The organism is Collinsella sp. wc0529, from assembly GCF_046116875.1.
Taxonomy (GTDB): domain Bacteria; phylum Actinomycetota; class Coriobacteriia; order Coriobacteriales; family Coriobacteriaceae; genus Collinsella.
In genome coordinates, this window is the sequence record NZ_JBJXBO010000001.1 from 1,376,606 (window position 1) to 1,402,156 (window position 25,551).

Consider the following 25,551-nt stretch of genomic DNA (forward strand, 5'->3'; position numbering starts at 1 on the left):
CCCTCCCTTTCTACTCGTGAACCGGGAACACGCTGGCGACGGAGTGAGTCTCCTCGTCGGTGCGCGGGTCGATGTACTTGGCAGCGTTCTCCCACTGACCATAGTGGCCCATAGCGCCAGCGATGGCCTCCTCGGGGGTCTTGCCGGCCTTGACAGCGTCGGTGAACTTGCCGAGGTTCAGGAACTCGAACGCGATGATCTCGTTCTTGTCGTTGAGAGCCATGCGGGTGACGTAGCCCTGAGCGAGCTCGAGGTAACGAGCGCCCTTGGCCTTGGTGCCGAACATGGTGCCGACCTGAGAGCGAAGGCCCTTGCCGAGGTCGTCGAGGGAGGCGCCCACGGGCAGGCCGCCCTCGGAGAACGCGGTCTGGCTGCGGCCGTAAACGATCTGCAGGAAGATCTCGCGCATAGCAACGTTGATGGCGTCGCAGACAAGGTCGGTGTTGAGGGCCTCGAGGATGGTCTTACCGGGAAGGATCTCGGAAGCCATGGCGGCAGAGTGGGTCATGCCCGAGCAGCCGATGGTCTCAACGAGGGCCTCCTCGATGATGCCGTCCTTGACGTTCAGCGTGAGCTTGCAGGCGCCTTGCTGAGGTGCGCACCAACCCACACCGTGCGTAAGACCGGAGATGTCGGAAATCTCCTTAGCCTGGACCCACTTGCCCTCCTCGGGGATGGGTGCGGGGCCGTGGTATGCACCCTTGGCAACGGGGCACATGTTCTCCACTTCCTGTGAGTACTGCATGCCTCTCCTCTCTATCGTGTTGGCGTCCCGTCTGGGGGCCGTGGCTGGCGATTGCCGGGCGACCCTTCGAAAGGGACATGACATGCAGCCCTTATAATACCGCGAAATGCACGGAATATTCGGCGAACGGCTCAGTTTTCGTAGCGAGAAGTCCGGAAGTTTTAATTGAAACGGTTTAACTCTATGTTCTGTGGTCGCGAACTTCCGTAGAGGGGGTCCGTCTTGGGCAAGCTATTGGTCAGCTCTTGTAAGCATTGCGGGGGTTGACCTGTTGCAACGGTGCCGTTCGCCGCCTGATTACTGCCTTTGGCCGCGCGAGTGTATTGTTTTGCGTGAATGTTTTGATGGCACGCTTCAATCGTGCTGTATTGGATGGCAAGCAGATCCCGGCGAAGGGAGCGCCATGCAGCGCGTTTGGAGAACGGTTACCGGCTTTTACCATGTCTGTGCCCGCGGTACGGGCAAGCAGCTCATCTTTGAGGGCGATGAAGACCGGTGGGAGTTCTTGGAGCTGATGCGTGAGTGCTGCCGCAAGGCGGGCGTGACGGTTATCGCCTGGTGCCTTATGGGCAATCACGTGCGTCTGGTGCTTGCAGATTACGAGGACGCGATGAGCGCGGCGATGCACCGGCTGCTTTTGACGTACGCGCGGCGGTTCAATAAACGCACGGGGCGCACAGGGCATCTGTTCCAGAACCGTTTTGACCGGCGCTCGCTCGATACCGACTGGCAGGTGATGGAGGCTATTCGCTCCGTTCACGCCGATCCGCAGGAGGCGGGCATCAGTCTCATTGAGCGTTATCCCTGGAGCAGCTTTCCGGAGCATTTGTGCGCTTACGACGGTGACGCGGCCGATGTCGCGAGGGGATTTTCTGATCCTTCTTGCGTGCTTGAGCTTTTTGGTTCTGCCGAGGGCTTTATTGCCTATTCGCTTTCGACGCCCGACGGCGGCGAACCGGCGCTGCGCGATATGAAAGAGACAGAGTGGGAACGCCACGCCTTTGCCGACAAGTTGGCGAAAAGCCTCGGGGCTCCGCTCCATGGGGTTAAAGACGCACCGCCTGCGCAGCGCGATACCGTTATTTTTGGATTGCACGATGCCGGTTTTACGGTGCGCCAGATTGAGCGGTATACCGGGATTGGCAAAAGTACCGTCTCTCGTATCGTGCGCGCTTATGCGCGGGTGAAGGCACAGACTGAGCTCTCGGAATAGAAAATGGCCGAACCACTCTTGTCAAGCGATTCGGCCAACAAAAATCTTAAGATTTGGGACAAGTACTACTGATTATTTCGCCCCTCGAGCATGCCGTCGAGGGTGCGCCAGGCGAGCTCGGCGCATTTGACGCGGGCGGGCATGTGCGAGATGTCCTGGAGCTGGGCGGCTTCGTCCAGGTCTTCCAGGTCTTCCTCGGAGAGCTGCTCGCCGCGGATCATGGCGAGGAAGAGCTCTGCCAGGCGGTGAGCTTCCTCGACGGTCTCGCCGGTGATGAGGTCGGCCATGATGTCGGCGCTGGCCTGGCTGATGGCGCAGCCGTGGCCGGTAAAGGAGGCCTCCTCGATCACGCCGTTCTCGACGCGCAGCTGCAAGGTGAGCTCGTCGCCGCAGCTGGGGTTGATGCCGTCGTGCTCGTGCGTGGGAGCATCCATCTCGTATTTATAGTCGGGGTGCGAGTTGTGCTCCATAAATGTGGTGGAGGTGTACAGATTACCCATTGAACGTGCTCCAAACGTGATGCAGGCCGGCGATGAACTTATCGATGTCGGCCTTGTCGTTGTAGAAGGCCACGCTGGCGCGGCAGCAGGCGAGGTTCTCGACGCCCAGCCAGGTAAGCAGCGGCTGCGCGCAGTGGTGACCGGCGCGGATGCACACGCCGTCCATGTCCATGATGCTCGCGACGTCGTGCGGGTGGATACCCTTGACGTTAAAGCTGACGACGCCGTGATGGTTGTCCCAGTAGATGGAGCCGATGATCTGGACAAAGTCGAGCTGCATGAGTTCGCCCATCAGGTAGTGGACGAGTGCCTGCTCGCGGGCCTGGATGTTCTCGTAACCCACGGTGTTGACCAGGTAGTCGAGTGCCGCACCCGTGGCGAAGATGCCGGCGGCGTCCTGCGTGCCGGCCTCGAACTTCTCGGGGACGGGCGCCCAGACGGCGTCCTGCTCGGTGACCGAATCGATCATTTCGCCGCCGGTGAGCATGGGCGGCATGGCGTTGAGCAGGTCCATCTTTCCCCACAGCACGCCGATGCCCATGGGGCCCATGGCCTTGTGCGCGCTAAAGGCAAAGAAGTCGGCGCCCAGGTCGGCCACATCGACCGGCATGTGCGGCAGCGACTGCGCACCGTCGACGACCAGGTAGCCGCCGTACTTGTGCACGAGCTTGCCGAGGTTCTTGACCGGGTTCTCGACGCCCAGCACGTTAGAGACCTGACCCACGGCCAGAATCTTGGTTTTGGGACCAACCTTGGCAAGAACCTCCTCGGTCGTGAGCTGGCCGGTCTTGGTGGGGTAGAGGTAGACGAGCTTGGCGCCGGTCTCGCGGCAGACCTGCTGCCACGGGATTAGGTTGGAGTGGTGCTCCATGATGGTAATGACGACCTCGTCACCGGGCTCGAGCACCGTAGGCGCAAAGCTCTTGGCGACCAGGTTGAGCGACTCGCTTGTGTTGCGGGTGAAGACGACCTCGTTGGCCTGGGGAGCGCCGATGAGGTCGGCGATCTGCTGGCGCACCTTCGCGATGGCCTCGGTTGCCTCGACGGACAGCGAGTACAGGCCGCGCAGCGGGTTGGCGTTCATGCGCTGGTAGAAGTCGCGTTCGGCGTCGAGCACACAGGCAGGGCGCTGCGCGGTGGCGGCGCTATCGAGGAAGGCGATCTCGGGGTGCTGCTGGAACAGCGGGAACTGTGCCTTGTAGGGATTGGTCTCGATGTCGACGGTAGGCCAGCCGCGCGAAGCCTCGTCGCTGGCGTCGAGCTCCATGGGCTCGGGGGCAGTACAGGTGTCGCATTTAACGTGCTCGGTGTCGATCATGCGAGCTCCTCTTCAAAGTTGTCGATCAGGTTGTTGCCCAGGCGGACGACGGCGGCGCGGGTGCGCTCGTCGGTGGCGGAAAGCGCGGCGTCCTCCAGCTTGGCGCGGATGAACAGGTCCTCGGCGGCGTTTTGGTCAAGGCCTCGGCAGGCGAGGTAGAACAGTTGCTCGTCGCGGACGTGACCGATGGTGGCGCCGTGGTTGCCGGCAACGTCGTCCTCGTCGCAGAGAATGACGGGGACGGTCTTGTTGTCGACGCCCTTGTTGGCCAACAGCACGGTTTCGCGCTCGGTGCCGACGGCACCCTTGCAGCCGTGCACGAGGTCGATGGTGCCGCGGTAGACCTTCTTGGACGTGCCGGTCAGTACGCCGTTGGCGTCGATCTCGCACTCGGTCTTGCGACCGCGGTGGCGCAGCTCGTAGTTAAAGTCGCGCACCTGCTCGCGGGCGCCCAGGTAGTCAGTATCGATGGTGACCTTGGCGGTATCGCCCAGTAGGTCGCCGGCAAGGCCGGTGGCGCTGGCGCCGGCACCCAGGACGGTGTGTTGCACGTTGACGCGCGCGCCCTCGTCCAGGAACAGGCCGGTGTCGTCGAGCGCGATCCAGCTATCGTCGAGCGTCTGCGTGCAGGTCACGTTGACGGTGGCGTACTCGTGGGCGCACACGCGTAGCACGGAGCCCACGACACCCTCGCCGGTAACGGGGGAGTCTAGGGCAATATGCAGATTGAGCGTCGACTGGGGACGGGCGATGACGTCGATGGCGGCGATGGCCGCGGCGGCATCGACACCGCTCACACGCACGGTAACCGTGGCGTGCTGGTATGTGGGCACATCGATGACGACGCGCTTAGTGGCGTGGTCGGCCAGGTAGGTGTAGGCAGCCTCGCCCATGCCAGTCTCGAAGGCCTCAGCGGGGGAGAGCTCCTCCTCCAGCTTAATGGCACCGGCCTGGTAGATGGAGGTGGCGGGCACGTCGAGCTCGGTTTCGGGCGTGACGCGGGCGCGGTCGGCGGCATCACCCGGGGCGGAGGCGCGGCGCTCGGGGAAGCGCTCGGCCATGGCGTCCATGGCGGCGTCGAATGCGTCTACCACGCCAGTAAACTGCTCGTCCAAGCCCTCGACCTCAACGGTCTCGGCGGGAGCGGCGGCAAGCTCGTCAGAGAGCTCGAGCTTGGTCTGATTCATCTTCAGCCAGCCCCATGTGGCGGCCGGCATCGCATTGACGCCCCCGATCTCCTGCAGCACGCCGTCTCGGGGCTCCGACCCTCCTCGCGTACCTTTAGTACGCGTCGTCGGGCTCGTCGCTCCCGATACGTCGCACTGCAGAAGCTCGGATGACGTAAATGCGTTCGGCGTGTTCATGGTCTCTTTCATTATCCGATCGCTCCTTCCATCTCGAGCTTGATCAGGTTGTTCATCTCGACGGCGTACTCCAGCGGCAGCTCCTTGGAGACCGGGTTGGCAAAGCCGTTGACGATCATGGTACGGGCTTCTTCCTCCGAGATACCGCGGCTCATCAGGTAGAACACCTTATCGTCGCCGATGCGGCCGATGGTGGCCTCGTGGCCGATGTCGACGTTCTTGGCGCGGATGTCCATGGCCGGAATAGTGTCGGAGCGGCTTTGGTCGTCGAGCATCAGCGACTGGCAGCTCACGGTTGCCTTGGAGCCCTCGGCCTTGGGTGTCGCCACGATAGAGCTGCGGAAGGTCTGGATGCCGCCGCTCTTGGAGATGCCCTTGGTTTCGACGGTTGCCGAGGTCTCGGGCGCGTTGAGCACGACCTTGCAGCCGGTGTCGAGGTTCTGCCCGGCGCCGGCAAAGGTGATGCCGGTAAAGCTCGAGCGGGCGTGACGGCCGTTGAGCACGCTCATGGGGTAGAGGTAGCCCACGTGGCTGCCGAAGGAGCCGCTGATCCACTCGATGTCGCCGTCCTCGTCCACGCGCGCACGCTTGGTGTTGAGGTTGTACATGTTCTTGGACCAGTTCTCGATGGTCGAGTAGCGCAGGTGCGCACGCTTGCCCACAAAGAGCTCGACGGCGCCGGCGTGGAGGTTGGCCACGTTGTACTTGGGCGCGGAGCAACCCTCAATGAAGTGCAGGTCGGCATCGTCCTCGACGATGATGAGCGTGTGCTCAAACTGGCCGGCGCCCTTGGCGTTAAGGCGGAAGTAGCTCTGCAGCGGGAAATCGAGCTTGGTGCCCTTGGGCACGTAGACAAACGAGCCGCCCGACCATACGGCGCCGTGCAGGGCCGCAAATTTGTGGTCGGTGGGCGGGATGAGCGTCATAAACTTCTCGTGGATGAGCGGTTCCCACTGCGGATCGTGCAGGGCTTCCTCAATACCGGAGTAGACGATGCCCATCTTGGACGCCGTGTCCTGCATGTTGTGGTAGACGAGCTCGGAGTCGTACTGCGCGCCGACGCCTGCCAGGTAGCTACGCTCGGCCTCGGGGATGCCCAGGCGCTCAAAGGTGTTCTTGATGTCGTCGGGCACCGACTCCCAGTCGTGCTTTTGATCGGTGTTGGGCTTGACGTAGGTGACGATGTTGTCCATGTCCAGGCCCTCGATGGAGGGGCCCCACGTCGGATCCGGGAAGCGGTTGAAGATCTCGAGGGACTTGAGGCGCAGGTCGAGCATCCACTGCGGCTCGTCCTTCTTGGCGCTGATCTCGCGCACGATATCGGGCGTGATGCCGGCGTCGAGGCGCTCAAATCCCTCCTCGCCATAGGTGAAGTCGTAGAGGCTGCGGTCGATGTCCGCGACCTCGGTGCGGTTCTTGGTCATCTGCGTCGCCCCTTTACGCCTGCTGCTCGGCAGCGGCGGCCTCGGCCTGGGCGCGCTGCTCGGCGGCCTCGCGCTCGAAGGTCTCAAAACCGTTCTTATCGATCCAGGGGATCAGCGAAGCGTCGTCCTCGCGCACGATGTGGCCCTTGACCATAACGTGGACGCGGTCGACATTCAGGTGCTCCAAGATGCGTGTGTTGTGCGTGATGATGAGCATGGAGCCGTCGCAGCTCTTGCGGTACGCGTCCATGCCGTGGCTGACGGTGGACAGGGCGTCGACGTCCAGGCCGGAGTCGGTTTCGTCCAGGATGGCGAGTTTGGGCTGCAGCAGCAGAAGTTGGAGCATTTCGACCTTCTTTTTCTCGCCGCCCGAGAAACCTACGCCCAGCTCGCGGTTGAGGTAGGCGGTATCCATGTTGAGCTCGGCCGCGAGCTCCTTCACGCGACGGCGGAATTCCTTGCCCTTCATCTCCAGGCCAGGGCGGCCGGCGATGCTGGCGCGCAAAAAGCTTGACAGCGGCACGCCGGGGATCTCGACCGGGGCCTGGAAGCTCAGGAACAGGCCGGCGCGCGAGCGCTTGTCGGTGGTGAGCTCGGTGATGTCCTGGCCGTCAAAGACGATGCGGCCGTCGTTGACCGTGTAAACGGGGTCGCCCATGACCAGGTGGCCGAGGGTGGACTTGCCGGCGCCGTTGGGTCCCATCAGCACGTGGGTCTCGCCGGCGGCGACGTTAAGGTTGACGTTGTGGAGGATGGTCTTCTCGTCCACGGAGGCGGTCAGACCTTCGATGGAAAGCAGCGGATTTGCGCTCATGCTGTCCCTCTCTGTATATGGTGTACTCATAGGTGTACTAAACCCTAGGAATCTTCTCGGAATAAAGTTACTATGGGTTCGGCGTTAGTCAAGGGAAAACCCGACTAATCCACTCGACTTTTCAAATTCTGGGACAAAATAACCTGTTGTGTTTGTCCCACTTACTTAAGATTTGGGACAAACAAACCTGGTTATGTTGTCCCAGATGCGATGGGAGGGTAGGTATGCTCATTTCTTCCAAGGGCCGCTATGCCCTCCGGCTGATGATCTATATCGCGGCGCTCGGTGACGCCGAGGGCAAGATTGCTCTGCGCGAGGTTGCCGACCGCGAGCATATCTCGCAAAAGTATTTGGAGCAGCTGGTGCGTCCGCTTATGAAGGCTGGCTTGCTTAAGAGCGTGCGCGGCAAGGGCGGCGGCTACATGATGGCCAAGGACCCGGCCGAGGTGCGTGCTGGCGACATCCTGCGCGCTGTCGAGGGCAGCACGGCGCCCGTGGCGTGCGACGGCATCGACAACAGCTGCACCCGCAGCGATTTGTGCTCGACCGTCAAGTTCTGGCGCGGCCTGGACGACGTGATCGAAAAGTACGTCGACGGCGTGACGTTGGCCGACCTGGCCGCCGTCCCCGAGATCAACTTTGACATTAAGCTGTAGGGGCTGGCTTTCGTGAAGTCGTACGAAGCCTTTGATTTGCGGTTGGCACTTCTAGAGACAGCTCGATTCCAAGATTTCGATAACGACTATGTTGTCTCCGGATGTGCATATATCTATGAGCAGGTTTTCGGTCTCTCAATTACGCTCCTTAAGCGTCTGCTCGAGTATGAGGGCGCCACGCTTGCCGCGTCGGGGTCTCCTCGTGCCATCTTGAAGGAGTCGTACCGATTCTACGACTTTATTGATGAGGCGGCCTGGCTAGACATGCTCAGAGACCGCAATACGAACGTCCATATCTACGACAACAAGCTCGCTCAAGATTTGATTCAGCGCATCTTGAACGTCTATATCCCCGCTTTCTGTCAGTTGAGGGACGGGCTGATGGAGCGATACGGCGAGCTTCTGATGGCGCCCGACGACCAGTTTGTTTAATTCCTTAAGATTTCGCGGAGGGTTGTTGCCGTTTACCGAGGGGTTGTTGTGTAACAACGGGCGAGCTGCAATACTGATTTTTATCTTTGCAAACTGAACTTTAACTACACCAATGCAGGGAGGATCTTATGCAGCCCAAGCATTCTGCTATTGTTGCGGGCCTGACGTTGGCGCTTTCGTTTGGCGCCGTTTCCGCGCCGGCACCCGCCGCTGCCGAGGAGCCCACGCCGGGCGTTGCCTCGGATGCCACCGATATCGATAAGGGTCTCTACACCCAGCAGTCCTTCTCGGGCGTGCTGAGGTCGGTCCAGGGTGTTTCGTTTGTCAACGTGACTCCCGAGATGAAGTACTTTACCAAGTACGAGAGCCATGGCAACTACAACCAGGGATTTTCGTATGGTGACGGCTATAACGCACTGGGCTACTATCAGTTTGATCGCCGCTGGTCGCTCATTCCGTTTATGAAGCAGGTTTACAACTACGATTCTGCCAAGTACGGCATGCTCAAAGATGCGATTGATCGCGGCAGCGAGATTTCCAACGCGAGCAATGCCATGTACGAGAACGGCCAATTTACCGAGCTGGGCCGTATCGCGCAAGAGGCTTTCCAGGGTGCTTACAACATCGATCCTGTCGAGTTCTCGGCACTTCAGGACGCCTATGCGTACAACTCTTACTACGCAGTGACCGAGGCGTGGCTCAAGAGCGGCCTGGGCATTGATATTTCGGGCCGCGCCGATTGCGTCAAGGGCATGGTGTGGAGCATTACCAACATGTGCGGCACCGGTGGCTGCAGGGATTTTTTCCGCTGGGCGAATCTTTCCAACGATATGTCCGACCGCGAGTTTGTGACGGCGCTCTCCAATAGCGTGGTCAACAATGTTGCCACCAAGTTTTCAAGTCAGCCCCAGTATCATGAGGGCTGGAAGAATCGTTATAAGAATGAGCTGAAGGACTGCTTGGTTTATATTGCCGAGGACGAGGCCGCTGCCGCTGCGACGCCCGTGCAGCCCGAGCCTACACCGGCACCCTCGCCGACACCTGATTCGAATGACGACTCGAGTGACGATGCCAACGATGACAGGATGGATGCGCCCTCGACCGATGCTGACGGTAATGGCTCTGCTGGTGGCACTACCAACGACGGCTCTACCTCGAACGGCTCCGATTCGAACGGCTCTGCTGCGGGCGATTCGTCTTCAAGCTCTGCCGGCAATACGGATAGCGACGCTTCTGGTTCGATCGACGCTGACACCTCTAACTCATCTACCGGCTCGAGCGATTCGTCCGTTGACACCGGCTCTAACAGCGGCTCCGGCTCTGACGCAACCCCTGATTCCGATGCTTCCAAGGACGACTCGAATAAGGCGCCGGACGCTCCCGTTGCTTCGCCGGACAAGAAGCCTTCTTTCTCCGAGCAGCTTGGTTCTACGCTGGGTTCTTCGCTGATGGCTGGCGTCAATAACGGCTCGGCCCAGAACAAGGACAACTCTGATCAGGTTTCCACGGAAAAGACCGAGGCCGCAAAGGGCGACTCTAAGGACAAGGCTTCCGAGAAGACCGAATCCGATAAGGGTTCTAGCTCTGAGGAGAAGGACGACAAGTCCGCTCAGAAGAAGGACGATGGTAAGAAGTCTGAATCTGAGGATAAGGACGAGAATACGGGCAAGACCGAGGACGGAAAGCAGCAGGGCGAGGACGGCGGCAAGGGCAACACCGACAACCAGAACCAGGAGCAAAATGACTCCAAAACGGTGACCACCACGACGACTACAACGACCAAGTCCTCGGGCGGCAATATGCCCAAGACGGGCGATCTGATTGTGATGGCGAGCCTTGCCAGCGCGAGCTTGGCCACACTGGGCGCTACGTCTATCGTGAGTGGTAAGCATAAGCTCGATCAGCAGAAGAAAGCTTCTGGGGAGGACGGCTCGGAGGAGTAGCCTCTCGGTTGCCAGATAACTAAAGAGTTGGGACAGGGTCCGGTGCGAATGCATCGGGCCCGTTTTGTTGTGCAACGATTAGTTATGCCCCCTCACACCTCTTGTTGCTACCGTTGCCCGATATGTTTGCGCGGTGACATCGGTACATGCGATGCGGTCATTACAATTGGCGTCGTGCTGCGATTTAGGGGGGAACGTTTTGGTGCCTGAACAGGCGAATAATGGTTGTGATGCCGGCTTTGGCGTGCGTTTGATCGGCTGTGCCGACGATGCGGCTTTGCCCATTGGCATGCACGACTATGCGGAGGCCCTTGGTTGCTGCATGCTGGTTGACAAGACCATGTTTATTGCCGATATGTTGGACTGCGACGCGTCCGTTGTGGTGTGCTGTCGACCCGAGGGTTTTGGCAAGAGCATGAACTTGTCGATGCTCAGGGCTTTTCTGGAGCGTCCTGCGGTCGGTCGCGCCGGTCGGAGCTCGTTTGCCGATGCTCAGATTTGGGATGCGGACGGCGGACGTTATCGGGATGAGTACGCTTGCTATCCGGTGATATCGCTGGACTTTTCTGGCGCTGCGAGGCGTGGCGCCGCTGTTGCCGGCGTCGTGCGCGATGCCCTTTCGGGCGAGTGCGCTCGCTTGTTGGCGCTCTTGGAGGCCCCGGATTTAGCTCGAGATAAGGTGCGTCACATCGAACGTGTTGCGCGTGGCGCGGCGAGCGAGGACGAGGTCGCCTCGGTGCTTGGCGTGCTCATTGAGTTGCTGGAGATTGCCTGCGATGAGCAAGTTGTATTGCTCGTTGATGGGTACGACGCGGCGTGGTTGGGCCGTGCGAGCGCAAGGGGCGCTTCCGGCGCCGATCCGGCAGGGCTATTCGATCGCGTGCTGTTCGACGCCATTGCCACTGCGCGCGATTCGTTGCGGCTGACGTGTCTGATGGGGGAGTGTCCCGGTCCTGCCGAAGCGGCGCTTTCTTCGCGCGGCTGCTCGTATTGTCTGTCGACGCCGCTTTCGACGTGGTGTGACCGTTGGTTCGGCTTTTCGGATGCCGAGGTCCAGGCTCTGTTGAATCATGCTGGGCGCGAGGAATACCTGGATGATGCGCGTGAATGGCTCGAGGGGTATCGGTTTGGCAGGGCCTATTGCTCGAATCCAGCGCGTGTGATCGGTTTTCTGGACCGAGGCTGCACGGCGCCCGTGCGTGCCGATCTGTATGGATATGCCGATTGCCTGAGTAAGGTAGTTGCCGGGTGGAATCTCGACCGCCTTTCGGTCTTGTTCGATTTGCTCGAGGCCCATGGGTGCGCTGAGGTCCCGCTTTGTTTGGGCACTGCAGAGCCAGATGTCTCGCCTGACGATGGCATGTGGACAGCGCTATATCTGTCCGGTTTCCTGACGACGGATATGACTGAGGAGCCAGAGCATGGCGATCGCCTCCGTGCTTTGCGATTGCCCAATAAAGAGCTTCGCCAGACCTTGCGTCTAGTGATTGTTGAGTGGTTTGAGTGCGCTGCCGAAGACATTCGAGACGTCGATGCGTTTCGCGACGGGCTGTGCCGTGGGAACGAGGATACCGTGAAGCGGGCGCTAAGCCGCATCCTGGGGGATGCGGGAATCGGTGAGACCGACCCAGATAAGCCGCTGCCATATCATCTGCTCTTGCAGGGGCTCTGCTTTGGCTTGCCGGGCTATGCCAATCCTGCTTCGAGGCGAAAGTGTGGCGCGGGTCGCTGGGACATCCAGGTTTTTCCTACGGGCGCTGTGTTCGACATAGCCGATACGATTGGCATGCTGGACGAGCGCCCGCTTATAACGATCAATATGATGTATGACCCCGATGTGGATGCGCTGGGGTTGGAATTGCTGGCCGTGCAGTCGCTACTCGACATAGAGCGCGATGGCATCGACGAAATCCGTGTACCGCGCCCCGGCGTGGGTCGCATGCGCTGGGGGTTCGGTTTTGATGGGCAGCATGTGGCTACGGTGTGCCAGCGGCTTTAAGCGCCGAGATGTTTCCGGCTTCCGTTACTCGGTATCCTTCATGGGCGGCATGGGCTTCCAGTCGGGATCCTTGATGATCTTGCGGGCATCCTTCATGCCGCGGCGCAGCGCCGGAATGCCGGTCTTAAAGCATTTGTCGACCGCGGCCAGGCGAATGAATTCCTTGCAGAAGGTTGCGGCATTGCCCAAGCGGAACAGCATGGGGTGGTAGTCACCGTAGATCTGCATATAGCGAGCGAGGAAGCCTCGGTTGCGCATGATGTAGTAGCGGTTGGTGTCGCTCGTGGAGTTGAGCTGTCGTTTGCCGGCGATGTCCCAGTTAGAGACGGCGCGGGCGCGCTTGAGCACCACGTCGGCAACAACGGCGGCGGGGAAGTGCTGGCTGGCCACGTAGCCATAGCAGGCATCGTCGCCGTAGATAAAGAAACGCGCGTCGGGCAGGCCAATCTTGTCGACCACGCGGCGCGAGAACATGCCGCCCTCAAAGCACAGCTGGTTCATGGCGCGGTAGCCCTCGGGACCCAGATCCCACTTGGCGATGGGGTTAGGGATGCCGAGCGAAAGGATGAGCTGGTACTGCCAAAAGAAAGCGCCGCCGTCAAAGTCCAGGCGCGAACCCTGGATGACATCGTAGCGGTCGGTCCACTTGGCAAGACGCTCGATGCCTTCGGGGATGACGAGCACGTCGTCGTCCATCACCCAGAACCACTGGGCGCCCAGGTCGTAGGCGCATTTGGTGCCGGCGGAGAAGCCGCCCGCACCGCCGCCGTTTTCGAGCTGCGGGGCGTAGATGACACGGTCGGTGCCGCCCTGCGCGTCGGGCTGCTCGGTGTCGATGCCCCACAGGTTGGCCAGGCGCTCGTTGAATGCGGTGCACATGGCCTCGGTCTCGCGCGAATTCTCGTTATCGACAATCACGATGCGCCAGGGCGTTGCCGTGAGCTCGGTCATAGAGTCGAACAAGTTGGCCAGGAGTTCCTGGCGCTTGTACGTAACGACGACGATGGCGAGCTTATCGATGGGAGCGGGAAGGGTTGAAGGCATGGGGCAATATATCCTTTCACGCGCGGCGGGCGAGCGCTGCACGGAAGCTATCGAATACGTCCTTGGGACTGTCCTATTGTAAAGGCTCGGCGCACCTTAGCGGCAAGCTTTGAATAAAACGCAGGAACCTGCCATGGGCCCGCCGCATGACGTGGGGCTGCTTTGCCCGCAAGAGGCTCCATAGATTATATAAACGCCCGCTGGCACGCTGACCCTTTGATACCATGAAACGACAGGTATTTCCTAAGGAGCACATTTGTCTACTAACGCCTCTGGCAGCCCTGTTCTGTCGCTGCTTATTCCCATTTACAATGTTCAGCGCTACCTGCGCGAGTGTCTCGATTCCGCCCTGGCGCAGACGCTCAAGGATATTGAGATCATTTGCATTAACGACGGGTCGACCGACAACTCGCCGGCGATTATCCGCGAGTATATGGAGCGCGATGGGCGCGTCAAGATGATTGACAAAGCCAACAGCGGCTACGGCGACTCGATGAACCACGGTCTGGAGATGGCGCGTGGCAAGTACGTTGGTATCTTGGAGTCCGATGACTTTATGGCGTCCGACGCACTCGAAAAGCTTGTCTCGGCCGCCGATACCAATAATGCCGACTTTGCGAAGGCGAACTTTGATTTCTACTGGTCTAAGCCCGAGGAGCGCCGTTCGCTACACGAGATGTTTAGACCTCGGGATTGCGGCAAGCCGGTGCACCCGAGCGATACGACACAGTTCTTTAAGCAAAAGCCGTCGATTTGGTCGGCCGTGTACCGTCGCGATTTTCTTGAGCGCAACGGCATTAAGTTCCTGCCGACTCCGGGGGCATCCTTTCAGGACACGTCATTCGCCTTTAAGGTGATCGCGTGCGCAGATAAGGCTGTTTATCTGCATGATGCCGTGTTGTCGTATCGCCAGGACAACGAGAATTCCTCGGTCAATTCTTCGGCTAAGGTCTTTTGCGTCAATACCGAGTATGCCGAGATTGAGCGTTGGATTCGAGAGGATTATGCCCGCGACCACGCAAGTGATGACGTCGCGCGCATGCTCATGTTCAATCAGCTCATTAAGTACGATTCGTACATGTGGAACTACGTGCGCCTGGCGCCTAAGTTCTATAAGGAGTTCCTGGTTCAGATGGCTAAGGAATTTCAGGCGGCCTTGGACGCGGGGGAGTTTTCGCTTGACGACCTCAAGCCGTGGAAGCGCGCGAATCTCGCTGCCATTCTCAAAGATCCTGAGGGCTGGGTTGACGAGCATCCGAGTTTTGCGACGGATGGTGCCTTGGGGCGTGCTAAGTATTACGCTTCGGTTGGAGGCCCAGGCGTGGTTGCTGCCTTCCTCATCGAATCGCTGAGGGGGTAGGTCGGCATGGGAGAGGCCTCGTGTCCTAAAGCTACCATTGTCGTCCCCGTTTACAACTCTGCGCGCTCCGTTCAGCGATGCCTCGATTCGCTGTTGGCCCAGTCCGAGCGCTCGATTCAGGTTGTCTGCGTCAACGACGGTTCAACTGATGATTCGTTGAGTATCTTGCGCCAAATCGCGCAGTCTGACGATCGCGTGCTGGTGATTGACCAGGAAAACGCGGGTGTCTCGTGCGCTCGAAATGCCGGTATCGATGCCGCCGGAGGCGAGACCGTCTTTTTTGTGGACGCCGACGATTACATCGATGCCCGGACGGTCGAGCACGTGCTGCATTCCATGGAGTCTGCAGATGCCGAGGCCGCCGTTTTTGGCGGTGTCTGTGAACCTGCCGATGCTGCCCCCAAACGCGTCCAACAACTCATGAGCCCCAAAGCTGGTACCTTCGGCGCCCGTGATCCCCAACTGCTGTTCCATTCGAATGCGCAGCCCTATGCCTGCCGTGCGGCTTTTTCGCGCGAGCTGCTTAATCGCGAAGGCATTCGTTTCGCCCCCGGTTTGGCTTTGGGCGAGGACGTCGTCTTCCAATTTGCGGCTTATGCGCTTGCCCGCAAGACCGTCGTCATGCCGGACAAGTTCTACCACTACGTGATGGAGAGCGAATCGGCGACGCACGAGTTCAACAGTGCCGAGGCTCGCGCCAAAAAGCTTGACGCCCACATGAGGATGCTCGAGGAGATCTTGGAGGACTGGGCAGCCTACGGTCTTTTGGACCTGTGCCCCGGCGAGCTGATAACTTGGTTTTTGGACCTTATTGTGTTCGACCTGGCGCGCTTGGATGCCGATGGTTTTCATCGCGTGGCGGCTCGCGTCAATATGGATCTCACGACGTTTTTGGGAACGACGTGGGCGGATATGCCTGCTAAGGGTGCCGTTCGCTGTGTTGCCCACAAGCTCGTTGCGGCGACCTCGGGCGTTTCGATGGCAGACGCCACGCTGTTCTATCTTTCGACTCGTGGTCTCAAAGCCTGCCTGGAGCGCTTTATGTAATTCCAAGCGCTGCCGCCCGCCGCAACTCGGCTGCTAAAATAACCCTGTTACACGCTATTCAACAGGAGGTTCTCTTGCAGAACTCTGATACCCCTAAAGTTTCGCTGCTTGTTCCCATCTGCAATGTTGAGCGCTACCTGCGCGAGTGCCTCGATTCCGCCGTGGCGCAGACGCTCAAAGACATTGAGATCATTTGCATTAACGACGGTTCTACCGATAGTTCGCCGGATATCATCCGCGAGTATGTGGAGCGCGACCCCCGTGTAAAGATGATTGGCAAAGCCAACAGCGGCTACGGTGACTCGATGAACCGCGGCCTGGAGATGGCGCGCGGTGAGTACGTGGGCATCCTTGAGTCCGACGACTTTATGTTTGAGGATTCGCTCCAAAAGCTGGTCGCCAAGGCCGATGCTGAGCATGCCGATGTGGTGAAGGGCGACTTTTACCTGTATTGGTCCACGCCCAGCGAGCGCCGTGAGCTGTTTGGGATCATCGACGAGCATATGACGGGCGCCGCGTATCGCCCTGTCGATCGCCCGGGCATCTTCTACCGCAAACCTTCCATTTGGTCGGCTATCTATCGGCGCGAGTTCCTCAACGGCAATCAGATTCGGTTCCTTCCCACGCCGGGTGCCTCGTATCAGGACGCAGGCTTTAACTTTAAGGTTTGGGCTTGCGCCGAGCGCGCCGCGTTTATTGCGGACCCCATTTTGTGCTATCGCCAAGATAACGAGAAGAGCTCCGTTAATTCGCCCAACAAGGTGTTTTGCGTTTGCGACGAATATGCCGAGATGCAGCGCTTTTTGGACGAGCGTCCCGAGCTCAAGGCTCAGCTCCAGGGCATTTTAATGCGCATGAAGGTCGATACGTACCGTTGGAATGATGAGCGCCTGGTCGATGAGCTGCGTGGGCAGTTTTGGGAGAAGGCTTCACCCGAGCTCAAGGCCGACTGGGATGCCGGTCGCTTTGACCTGTCGCTGTTTGATCCACGCGGCGAGACCGATTTGCGCCTGATGGTCAAGTCGCCCCGCGCCTATATCGATTCGCGCTTTGACTTTAAGAAGCCGGGCAAGCTCAATACGTTTAAGCATTACTTTAAGATTGGCGGCCTGCCGCTGGCCTGGCGCGTGCTGACGTATCAGCGCACCTACGGCGACAACCCGCACCCCGATGACGTTCCGGCCGCACAGTAGGAGCGAGTGACTATGGCTACCCCCAAGATTTCCGTTGTCGTTCCCATCTATAAAGTGGAGGAGTGCCTGGCCTGGTGCTTGGACTCCCTGCTTGCGCAGGACATGCCCGATTGGGAGGGCGTGCTGGTCAACGATGGCTCGCCGGATGGCTCGCGCGACATCGCGGCTGCCTATTGCGAAAAGGACGCGCGCTTTACGCTGGTCGATAAGCCAAACGGCGGCCTGTCGAGTGCGCGTAATGCAGGCATCGCCGCGTCCACGGCACCTATCGTCGCGTTCTTGGATTCCGATGACCGCTTTACACCCGATGCGTGCCGCGTGATCGTCGATGTCTTTGAGCGCGAGGACTGCGACGTTTTGACCTTTGGCGCGAACCCGTATCCGCTGGAGGCGGGGTATCCGTGGCTTAACTATGTTCTGAGCCCGCGCGATGTGTCGTTTGAAGGCTATAGCTCTGACTTGCTGTTTAAGGAAGCATCTCGCCCCTTTGCATGGCGCATCGCCTGCAAGCGTGAGTTTTTGCTGGGTTACGGGATTGTGTTCGACGAAACCGTTAAGTATGGCGAGGACCAGGTCTTCGATTTTGCCGTGTACGGCCGTTCGCACAAGACCGCGCTTATCTCGAACAAGCTGTATGACTACCGCGTGGCGCGCAAGGGTTCGCTTATGGACACCATGCGCTACGACGACGAAACACGCCTGCTGGAGCACGTGAAGATTTACTCCGCGGTGCTGGCTGACTGGCAGCGCGATGGTCTCGATGTCCAGCATGCCGATGACCTGGCGTACTTCCTGTGCGATCTGGTGCTGTACGATGCGCTTAGGTTACTGGGTTCGGACTGCGGCAAGGTGTTTGCTGCCGTTGCCACGGCACTTGCCGGTTCTGCCGTGGGCAGCGATGCTGCGCTCGCACAATGCGCTCCTTCTGTTGCTGCTATGGTGCGTGCGGCGCTTACCAGCAAGGTCCCCAATGCCCGTGCATGTAAAAAGCTCATGTTCGATTACGACGTCTTGAGGTTTGGGCGCCTGGGTGCCTACAAACGCATGGCAGCGAACGCCCTGGGAAAGCGAGAAGTGTAGATGAGTATCAAGCGTTTGGCACTTTGCCGCAGTCAGGGCCGTCTATTTGTGCTGCTTCGTTTTGCCGGTCAGGATGTCGCCGCGCTTATTGAGCAAGAAGGTTCTCAGGCCTTTGTCCGCGCGACGACGAGCGGTTCTTGTGTGCCGTCGCTGGTACTCCCGGTTGACCATGGCCGTGTGCTGGCGCTTTGCCCTTCCGTTGCCGATTACGAGCGCGAGCTTGCCGTCTTGGTGCTTCCGTTTTTGGATGGCTCTACGATCGACGCTGCATTTGTGTCCGGTGACCAAAAGCTTGGCTCCATTCGTCTCGATAGCCGCGTGGCCAAGCTGGAATCCAAGATTAACTACAAAGCAAAGCCTGCGCTGTGCGCGCTTATCCGCGATGCGCGGCGTGGCGAATGCTGCGGTCGCTACGAGATCGATGCCATTCGCTATTTGCCAGCAGACGCCGGCGCGGTGTGGCGCTTTGAGGTCAAGTGGGCGGGAGACCCCCAGTGCGCGCCTGAGCTCCAGATCTTCGATACGCATATGAATGCCATCGATGCTACCGTGCATGTGTTTGAATCGCAGGTCGATGTGCCGCAGCGCAACGGTTGCCACGTCAATAAAACGTATCTGAGCGTTGAGATGCCTCAGGTTATACGAGATTTTGTCGCGATTGCGAGCGATCCCACGGAGCAGATTCAGAGTGGTTTTTGCGCTATGGATGGTCGCCTGTACAACGGCATGGTCGACGACAGCTGGAACCGCATGAAGGACGCGCGTGCGGACGACGCAGCCTATCGACGTTGGTTTGAGCAGCATCGCGCAAAGCCGGGCGATTTGGCGTGCCAGCGTGTCGCTTCGGCGGCCTTTGCCTATAGACCTCTCGTGAGCATTGTGGTGCCGTGCTATAAAACTGATCGGGTCTACCTGCGCGAGCTGCTGGACTCGGTGCTAGCCCAGAGCTATGACAACTGGGAATTGCTGCTTATGGACGCCTCGCCCGAATGGGATGCGGTGGCCAATCTTGCGGCTGCCGCCAATGACGAGCGGGTTCGTCGTATTGAGCTGCCTGGCAACGGCGGCATTGTGCTCAACACCAACGCAGGTATTGAGCAAGCGACGGGCGACTACATCGCGTTCTTGGACCACGATGACATCTTGGAACCGGACGCGCTATTCCACTATGTTGCCGCGCTGAATAAGGCGGCCGAGGGCGAGCGTCCCCAGGTCCTGTTCTGCGACGAGGACATGTTCCAGAAAGTAGGAGAGTGGGGCCAGCCGGTCTTTAAGACGCAGCTCAACGTCGACCTGCTCTATAGCCATAACTGCGTGACGCATTTCCTGATGGTGGAGAAGGCGCTTATCGATCGTATTGGCATGTCGCCGGAAGACGTCGCGGGCGCCCAGGATTATGACCTGACGCTTCGCTGCCTTGCATCGGGCGCACGGTTTGAGCATATTGCGCACGTGTTGTATCACTGGCGCGTGCATCCCGGTTCCACCGCCGATGGCTCTGCCGATAGCAAGCCGTATGCCATTGAAGCGGGTCGTCTTGCGCTGCAGCGCCACTTTAACGCGCTGGGCGTTCACGGAACGGTCGAGGAGATCGAGACGCCGTTTGTCTACCGCATGCGCTATGCGCTGCCGGAGCCTGCGCCGCTGGTGAGCATAGTGATCCCCACCAAGGATCACGTTGAGACGCTCGATGCCTGTGTGACGTCGATCGCCCAGAAAGCCACGTATGCCAACTACGAGATCGTCTTGGTGGAGAACAACAGTGAAGCCCCGGAGACGTTTGCGTATTACGAAACCCTGTCAGAGCGCGTGGCTGCGGCATCCGAAGGCAAGGGCATCGCGCGCGTTGTGTACTGGCCGGGCGAGTTCAATTACTCCCAGATCATCAATTTTGGTGTGGAGCACGCCAAGGGCGACTACCTGCTGCTGCTCAACAACGATACCGAGGTTATAAGCCCCGATTTTATCGAAGAGATGATGGGGTATCTGCAGCGTCCCGATGCAGGCGTGGTGGGCGCCAAACTCTACTTTGCCGACCATCTGGTGCAACACGCCGGCATTTTGGTTGGCGTGCGCGGCGCACTTGCCCATGCAAACCAGGATTTCTCGGCAAAGCGCGAGGGCTATCTTGCCCGCGCCGTACGTCCGGGTAACTTTAGCGCCGTAACAGGTGCCTGCCAGATGGTGCGACGCGACGTATTTGAGCAGGTCGGAGGCTATAACGAGGAATTCGCCGTCGGCTTTAACGACGCAGACTTTTGCCTGCGTGTGTGGGAGGCGGGTTACCTCACCATCTTTACGCCCTATGCAGAGCTGTACCACTACGAGTTCACCTCGCGCGGCAGGGAAGAAGCCAACGAGGATAAACTGCGCCGCTGGAAGCGCGAGCAAGCGCTGTTCATGCAGCACTGGCCTGAGTTCTTCTTGACGGGCGATTCATGGTTGGGACCGAATCTTAGCAGCGAGAGCGAGTACCTCTCGATCTAGCGCGAAGTGATTCCGAGTTTGGGTAGCGATTCAGCGATCGTGTTGAGCTCATGTTGCTGTAGGTAGGCGGGATTGAGAGCTTCTTTTCTATAGGCTAGGTAGCTGTCTCTGGTCAGCTCCCTAAGCTGTTTAGTAAAGAACTGTTCCCAACTGAAGAACTTCTCGCAGTCGATGAAATCGGCAGGATGAAGGAGCATGTTTTGCGTTTCGACATCGTTGAAGAGTCCCGATCTCAGCACAAGCCATTCAAACGATTCCGGCAAAAAGAGCTCGATCTCCTTAAATCTTCTGAGCGAATAGACATAGGGCATCTCGGGCCCAAAAGCGGCCCCATCTGCAATTACGAGCAATTTTTGGGCTGGGGAGTTCAGGGCGGTTTCGTATATGTTTGATTTGCCACCGGCACTTACGCAGCGAATTTTACTTTTGGCGCACAGGACTTTAAAGAACTCATAGCCGGCATTGCTGTCTTCGACAATGACTTCTTCTGGCCGATCTCCATCGTAGAGCTCGTCTCCGTAAATGCGGTAGGTAGAAGTGTACGTGCGTGTGTAGACAGGATATTTTGTTGTGGCCCTGTTGGTGTTTTTGAGACCATAGATCTCATCCACGCTATAGGGGAGCTGGGGCAATTCGTCCCTCGCAACGATGACGTAATAGTTGGAACTGTGTCGAGCTGCATGCTGGAATGCATGGCTCCTTACGAATTTTTGCGTATCGTCCACAAACACTATGCTGTTATCGATGCGGCCGAGTTGCGCTTCCCAATCTTTGCCGCCGATGACGCGGCAGGGGGCTGCGCAATTAACGATTATCCCGCTTTGGGCTCCTAGGTTTTCGTATGCACGGAGGCTGTCCAACAGGGTGGTTTTGCCTGTTGCGCTTTTGCCTTGGATGATGGTGAGGTTTCGGCGAATAGTGAGTTTGACCTGAACTTTATTGGTCCTTACGGTCAGCTGGTATTCCCCTCTCATGCTCGAGCCTCCCTCAGACATTTTGCCGAGATAAGGACAAGCTCATCCATGGTATGAACAATCTGTCCGGAATTGATGACACGGGCTGTAAAACGCGCTTTGCCAAAATCCATCATATGGTAGAGGTTGATGGTGATGTCATGTTTGGAGGCGATGCGCAAGATCCAATAGGCGCAATTATCTCCGCAGGTTGAGGCGTTGTAGAGGTTTTGAGGCATAAAGAGCATCAGTAGAAGTGTTTTGGTGCCCGTTGATAGTTTCTCTGGCGGAATAACGCCAAGCACCTTGGTATCAATTGCGTTTGCGCCAAGAACAGTGCCATTATCAATAGATTTGATAATGCGCTGTGACAGGGGATCTTGCAGCCAAGAGGGAGAATAGCTGTAATCAAAGAATGTCGACGTGTCATAAATCACATCGTCTCTGTCGCCGTAGTGAATGCTGAGCATTGTTCCTCCATGGTTGCCTGTTGCGTCTACTTTACCATTTTGGGGTCGATTTCCCTCAAGCAGTGGGTAACGGGTCAATCAACATGTCTGTTAGAACGAACCGATGACTTTTACAGGTGTAACAACTTTCTATCCTGCGGTAATTGCCTGTTTCGATATGTTGGATTTAGCGGGTCGAAACAAACGATATTCCGCGATAAGCTTATACAAGTTTATATAAACCTATAAATCTCGATATAACTTACGATAGGAATATAAAGATGCGATTTGACATGAAACGACAGATTGAAATGCTTGAGACTCTTAAGAAGCCTCTCGTACGGGAGTATTTTTGCTAATGAAAATTACAACTCATAGGCTTCTATTTATCTAAATTACTGTAGTGACATTTCTATTTTGTGCTCCGTTGTTGGTGAATGTTCTATTTGTGTATGAGGCGCCCTGCGCTGTTTTTGAAGCGCGTTTTGATTCAGGGGATTTGCTTGGATATATCGGCTCTGCTGCTGTTGGCGCTGGTTCCATTTCTCTTGCGCTGTATTCGGTCTACCAGACCGAGAGATTGAATAAGCTTGATCGTAATCTGCAGAGGCAACAAGATGAGTTTAAACGGGAAAATACTAAGCGTCCGTTTTTTATAATCGATAAGGTGTTGGTTGACGATAAACCTGTCGACATCGATGGAGATAAGGGTATCTGGACAAGCACGGTAAATGAGGCCGTGCGTCTTTCTATCGAAATTCGCAATGTTGGGGATGGGTCGGCCTGTCGACTTCGCCTGAGGGATGATTCGGCTTTTGGCAAGGCTTCGTTTATGGATCAGCATCGTCTATGCGTTCCTCGGGACGGGGTTTATACATTTACAGCTTCGTTGGCAAGCTTAAGAAAAAAGGGAGTCGTACTGCTTTTATTCAGATATGAGAACATCGTTGGGTGTCCTTTTGCGCAGCAGGCTGATATTCAAATATCCTATATTCCGAAATACGGGAAAGAATCGATAGAAACAGACGATGACGTGCTTGGGTATGAGATATATGACGAGAACGTCGAATTGTCCGTTAGTTCTTTAACTGCTCAGATTGTGGAAAAACAGAATAGATGTTTCCGATCTATGGTTGTCAATTTACGAAAGAAGCTATGCGTTACCTCGTCGGTACCGTCAAGACTCTTTCGCAAATGGACTTAGCCGTCCTCGATCCCGTCCTCTTCTAGCCCTCCGCCTTTCCCTTCAGTTCGTCCATCTCCTCCAGCTTCGACATATCCAGCTACCTCCTCTTGCCCCACTCGTACTTCACTATGTGCGCCCGCGCGACTTGGGGCCGGACCCCCTCGGCCTGCCCCTGGGCTTGGGCCTGAGCGCCTCGGCGCCGCCCTCGCGGTAGAGCGCGCACCATCTCTGGAGCGGCGCCAGGGACATGACCCCGAACGCCTCCGTGGCATCCCGCTTGCTCATGCCGCCGTCGACCACGGCCGAGGCGGCGGCGACCTTCTGCTCGAATGTGTACCTGGTCTGCTTGCCGTCCATGGATAGCAGCACCTCGCTTCCGAACGACCGGTATACGTAGAGCCATTGTCTCACGGTGTTGCGCGGGACCGACAGCGCCTTCGCCGCCGACTTGAAGCCGTGCCCTCGCTCGAAGAGCCCGATCGCCGCCCTCCTGGCCTCGATGTCGTGTTTCACTCTCAAGTCGACACGCATAAAAAGCCTCCCATTTTTCGTGCCCAAGATTTGGGACTCAGTTCAAGGCGGCCCCGGGCCGTCGTTTCCTCAGTTGAAGGAACGGTGGGGATGTGTTTCGATGGGTTCGGTGGCCATGCTCCGCCAGCCCCTCGGCTCCGCTTCCCAGACTCAGCCGAACGGCCCCCGCGCGCCCTATCCGGTTTTCCGAAGCGCTAGGCCAGCGGGGCATCGCCCCTCTCGGCCCTCTGTCGTAGGACATCGGCATCGCGCCGGCCTCGCGGCACCCGTCCGCGTACTCCGTGTGCAGGAGCCGTGCGCGAGCTGCCGCGCGACCGTGCGCTCGGCGGCGCCGGAATCGGTCGCCATGAAGGTCCGGCACCACCTGAAGCAGGCGAGGTAGGCATCGAGGTGCTTCGTCGACACGCCCTTGAACGGCCCCATGAAGGCGCCGAGGAGCGAATGGACGGCGTTGACCCGGTTGATGGTCCCCCCGGAGCGGTCCTTGGAATCGTGGGCCGCGTGCGCGGCGACCTCGAGCTCGGCGAGGACGCCGACGTAGGCGGCCGCCCTGTCGGTCGCGACGACCGAGCCGGCCGCGATGCGGCCCCTCAGCGCGTCCATGGCGCGCCCCCTCGAAAGGGCGCCCCGCCCCGTGACCTCGAGGAACGTCTCGTTCGGGTCGTTCACGCCGGTCATGACGCAGATCAGCTCGCGCGACAGCCCGCGCCTGTGCACCTGCTTGCCGCGGTGCCGGGAGGGGCGCGGCATCGTGAACGACCCCTTCGCGTGGTTGCCCTTGAACGACTCGGGGAAGTAGGTCTCGTCGAGCTCGCAGCCGCAGCCCCGCTCGATCCTGAACGAGGGGGAGTAGGCCGAGAGGCACTCGATCAGCCTGTGGCGCATGGTGTAGGCGGTCTTGAGGCAGACGCGGCAGCGCCTCGCGCACTCGCGCAGGGGCAGCATGAGCTCGAAGCACTCGGCGTAGGCCATCCAGGTCTCCTTCGGGAGCCTGCTCGCCCCCAGGATGCGCTCGCTGCCCATGCCGAAGGTCCTGCCGCAGCCCCGGCAGAGGTAGCGCTGCTCGCCGTTCCCGGCCTTCCCCTTCTTCACGACCGCGGCGGACCCGCAGCGCGGGCAGTATTCGACTTCGTAGGCGGAGCCGGCGGCGTTCGGTCCTGCTGAGGCTCGCGATGTCCCTCTTGAAGGTGATTACCAGGTCCTCGGCGTTCATGATGTCCCCATCGTCGCGGTCTACGGGGCTAACGATATGGCACCGTGATGACATATGTATGCCAATCTTGGTCTAACAGAGCCTAGCGAAAGCGCGTGTCAGGAGTTTTCCTTTAGGCATTTTGCGGCTATTGGGACGAGGTCGAACATCGTGTGAACGACATCGCCCGTGTTTGCAACGGTCGCTGTGAATTTGCCGTTCCCAAAATCCATCAAATGGTAGAGGCTGATGGTTAAGTCCTTTTGCGTGGCAATTCTTAGAATCCAGTAAGCGCAATTGTCGCTACAGGTTGTGGCGTTGTATATGTTCTGAGGCATGAAGTACATGAGCAGCAGCGTCTTAGTTCCGCCCGATAGCCTTTCCGGTGGGATAATGCCAAGGATCTTGGTGTTTATTGCGCCGGGTCCAACCACGCCGCCCTTATCAATGGATTAAATAATTCTCTGCGCAAAAGCATCTTGAAACCATTCGGGCGAATAGATGTTATCGAAGTAAACCGACGTATTATAGATAACGTTTTCCATATCACCATAGTGAATTGTTAGCACGTTGGTCCCTTCGACTTACTGGTTAAGCATTTGGTGAGATTGATTGTATCGC

Annotated in this window: 23 protein-coding genes and 1 pseudogene; 11 read left to right on the top strand and 13 right to left on the bottom strand. The window is 58.4% G+C overall.

The window, feature by feature from the left end; all coding sequences use genetic code 11:
- Window positions 1-10 precede the first annotated feature (10 nt).
- Entirely contained in the window at window positions 11-745 is a 735-nt protein-coding gene (locus ACKUTP_RS05810; RefSeq protein ID WP_006235554.1) for an iron-sulfur cluster assembly scaffold protein, read from the bottom strand.
- Window positions 746-1,148: 403 nt separating this feature from the next.
- Between ACKUTP_RS05810 and ACKUTP_RS05815 the strand changes: the two genes are divergently transcribed.
- On the top strand, window positions 1,149-1,958 hold the full coding sequence (locus ACKUTP_RS05815) for a transposase (RefSeq protein WP_349100094.1): 810 nt from the start codon (window positions 1,149-1,151) through the stop codon (window positions 1,956-1,958).
- 65 nt (window positions 1,959-2,023) lie between these two features.
- Here ACKUTP_RS05815 and sufU read toward each other — a convergent pair whose 3' ends face one another.
- From sufU to sufC, 5 genes are read right to left on the bottom strand one after another with little or no spacing between them, the layout of a single operon-like run.
- Complete coding sequence (gene sufU / locus ACKUTP_RS05820; RefSeq protein WP_368135725.1) at window positions 2,024-2,458, bottom strand: Fe-S cluster assembly sulfur transfer protein SufU; 435 nt, start codon at window positions 2,456-2,458, stop codon at window positions 2,024-2,026.
- Complete coding sequence (locus ACKUTP_RS05825) at window positions 2,451-3,776, bottom strand: aminotransferase class V-fold PLP-dependent enzyme (RefSeq protein ID WP_409063785.1); 1,326 nt, start codon at window positions 3,774-3,776, stop codon at window positions 2,451-2,453. Before ACKUTP_RS05825 ends, sufU begins: the two co-directional genes overlap by 8 nt.
- Complete coding sequence (locus ACKUTP_RS05830; protein WP_409063786.1) at window positions 3,773-5,152, bottom strand: SufB/SufD family protein; 1,380 nt, start codon at window positions 5,150-5,152, stop codon at window positions 3,773-3,775. The genes ACKUTP_RS05825 and ACKUTP_RS05830 overlap by 4 nt, the downstream gene beginning before the upstream one ends.
- Entirely contained in the window at window positions 5,152-6,564 is a 1,413-nt protein-coding gene (gene sufB / locus ACKUTP_RS05835; protein ID WP_409063787.1) for a Fe-S cluster assembly protein SufB, read from the bottom strand. The genes ACKUTP_RS05830 and sufB overlap by 1 nt, the downstream gene beginning before the upstream one ends.
- 13 nt (window positions 6,565-6,577) lie before the next feature.
- Window positions 6,578-7,378 carry a Fe-S cluster assembly ATPase SufC gene (gene sufC, locus ACKUTP_RS05840; RefSeq protein WP_409063788.1) on the bottom strand — a complete coding sequence of 267 codons (801 nt, stop codon included), beginning with the start codon at window positions 7,376-7,378 and terminating at the stop codon, window positions 6,578-6,580.
- 224 nt (window positions 7,379-7,602) lie between these two features.
- Between sufC and ACKUTP_RS05845 the strand changes: the two genes are divergently transcribed.
- The 4 genes from ACKUTP_RS05845 to ACKUTP_RS05860 all read left to right on the top strand — a co-directional run bounded on the left by ACKUTP_RS05845 (window position 7,603) and on the right by ACKUTP_RS05860 (window position 12,408).
- A complete protein-coding gene (locus ACKUTP_RS05845; RefSeq protein WP_055310594.1) occupies window positions 7,603-8,034 on the top strand; it encodes an Rrf2 family transcriptional regulator in 432 nt (143 codons plus the stop codon).
- A 12-nt stretch (window positions 8,035-8,046) separates the two neighbouring features.
- The gene (locus tag ACKUTP_RS05850; RefSeq protein WP_409063789.1) at window positions 8,047-8,466 is read left to right on the top strand and encodes an HI0074 family nucleotidyltransferase substrate-binding subunit; all 420 of its coding nucleotides are present in this window, start codon (window positions 8,047-8,049) and stop codon (window positions 8,464-8,466) included.
- Window positions 8,467-8,594: 128 nt separating this feature from the next.
- On the top strand, window positions 8,595-10,409 hold the full coding sequence (locus ACKUTP_RS05855; RefSeq protein ID WP_409063790.1) for a hypothetical protein: 1,815 nt from the start codon (window positions 8,595-8,597) through the stop codon (window positions 10,407-10,409).
- A 202-nt stretch (window positions 10,410-10,611) separates the two neighbouring features.
- Window positions 10,612-12,408 carry an AAA family ATPase gene (locus ACKUTP_RS05860; RefSeq protein WP_161115977.1) on the top strand — a complete coding sequence of 599 codons (1,797 nt, stop codon included), beginning with the start codon at window positions 10,612-10,614 and terminating at the stop codon, window positions 12,406-12,408.
- 24 nt (window positions 12,409-12,432) lie between these two features.
- Here ACKUTP_RS05860 and ACKUTP_RS05865 read toward each other — a convergent pair whose 3' ends face one another.
- Window positions 12,433-13,452 (bottom strand): glycosyltransferase, encoded by a 1,020-nt coding sequence (locus ACKUTP_RS05865; protein ID WP_148332354.1) that lies wholly within the window; start codon window positions 13,450-13,452, stop codon window positions 12,433-12,435.
- A gap of 256 nt (window positions 13,453-13,708) precedes the next feature.
- Between ACKUTP_RS05865 and ACKUTP_RS05870 the strand changes: the two genes are divergently transcribed.
- The 5 genes from ACKUTP_RS05870 to ACKUTP_RS05890 all read left to right on the top strand — a co-directional run bounded on the left by ACKUTP_RS05870 (window position 13,709) and on the right by ACKUTP_RS05890 (window position 20,619).
- Window positions 13,709-14,812 carry a glycosyltransferase gene (locus ACKUTP_RS05870; protein ID WP_196032591.1) on the top strand — a complete coding sequence of 368 codons (1,104 nt, stop codon included), beginning with the start codon at window positions 13,709-13,711 and terminating at the stop codon, window positions 14,810-14,812.
- Window positions 14,813-14,818: 6 nt separating this feature from the next.
- Entirely contained in the window at window positions 14,819-15,859 is a 1,041-nt protein-coding gene (locus tag ACKUTP_RS05875; protein WP_409063791.1) for a glycosyltransferase family 2 protein, read from the top strand.
- A 74-nt stretch (window positions 15,860-15,933) separates the two neighbouring features.
- Window positions 15,934-17,052, top strand: coding sequence for a glycosyltransferase family 2 protein (locus ACKUTP_RS05880; RefSeq protein ID WP_409063792.1), 1,119 nt, complete (start codon window positions 15,934-15,936; stop codon window positions 17,050-17,052).
- Window positions 17,053-17,064: 12 nt separating this feature from the next.
- Window positions 17,065-18,132, top strand: a complete 1,068-nt coding sequence (locus tag ACKUTP_RS05885; RefSeq protein ID WP_409063793.1) for a glycosyltransferase family 2 protein — start codon at window positions 17,065-17,067, stop codon at window positions 18,130-18,132.
- A complete protein-coding gene (locus ACKUTP_RS05890) occupies window positions 18,133-20,619 on the top strand; it encodes a glycosyltransferase family 2 protein (RefSeq protein ID WP_409063794.1) in 2,487 nt (828 codons plus the stop codon). It abuts the gene before it with no gap.
- On the opposite strand, the gene ACKUTP_RS05895 is transcribed toward ACKUTP_RS05890, so the two are convergent.
- Both ACKUTP_RS05895 and ACKUTP_RS05900 read right to left on the bottom strand, forming a co-directional pair.
- The gene (locus ACKUTP_RS05895; protein ID WP_409063795.1) at window positions 20,616-21,593 is read right to left on the bottom strand and encodes a translation initiation factor 2; all 978 of its coding nucleotides are present in this window, start codon (window positions 21,591-21,593) and stop codon (window positions 20,616-20,618) included. The genes ACKUTP_RS05890 and ACKUTP_RS05895 overlap by 4 nt on opposite strands.
- The gene (locus ACKUTP_RS05900; protein ID WP_117821341.1) at window positions 21,590-22,042 is read right to left on the bottom strand and encodes a DUF4869 domain-containing protein; all 453 of its coding nucleotides are present in this window, start codon (window positions 22,040-22,042) and stop codon (window positions 21,590-21,592) included. Before ACKUTP_RS05900 ends, ACKUTP_RS05895 begins: the two co-directional genes overlap by 4 nt.
- Window positions 22,043-22,469: 427 nt before the next feature.
- Here ACKUTP_RS05900 and ACKUTP_RS05905 point away from each other — a divergent pair, with 427 nt between their 5' ends.
- Window positions 22,470-23,225: a hypothetical protein gene (locus ACKUTP_RS05905; RefSeq protein ID WP_409063796.1), complete on the top strand. Its 756-nt coding sequence runs from the start codon at window positions 22,470-22,472 to the stop codon at window positions 23,223-23,225.
- Between the two features lie 108 nt (window positions 23,226-23,333).
- Here the strand turns inward: ACKUTP_RS05905 and ACKUTP_RS05910 are convergent, their stop codons facing one another.
- From ACKUTP_RS05910 to ACKUTP_RS05925, 4 genes and pseudogenes are all read right to left on the bottom strand, one after another.
- Window positions 23,334-23,738, bottom strand: coding sequence for a helix-turn-helix domain-containing protein (locus tag ACKUTP_RS05910; protein WP_409063797.1), 405 nt, complete (start codon window positions 23,736-23,738; stop codon window positions 23,334-23,336).
- A 174-nt stretch (window positions 23,739-23,912) separates the two neighbouring features.
- Window positions 23,913-24,761, bottom strand: coding sequence for an IS1595 family transposase (locus ACKUTP_RS05915; RefSeq protein ID WP_409063881.1), 849 nt, complete (start codon window positions 24,759-24,761; stop codon window positions 23,913-23,915).
- Window positions 24,762-24,788: 27 nt separating this feature from the next.
- A pseudogene (locus ACKUTP_RS05920) lies at window positions 24,789-24,845 on the bottom strand (hypothetical protein); the annotation flags it as partial.
- Between the two features lie 204 nt (window positions 24,846-25,049).
- On the bottom strand, window positions 25,050-25,364 hold the full coding sequence (locus tag ACKUTP_RS05925) for a DUF4869 domain-containing protein (RefSeq protein WP_409063798.1): 315 nt from the start codon (window positions 25,362-25,364) through the stop codon (window positions 25,050-25,052).
- Window positions 25,365-25,551: the final 187 nt, after the last annotated feature.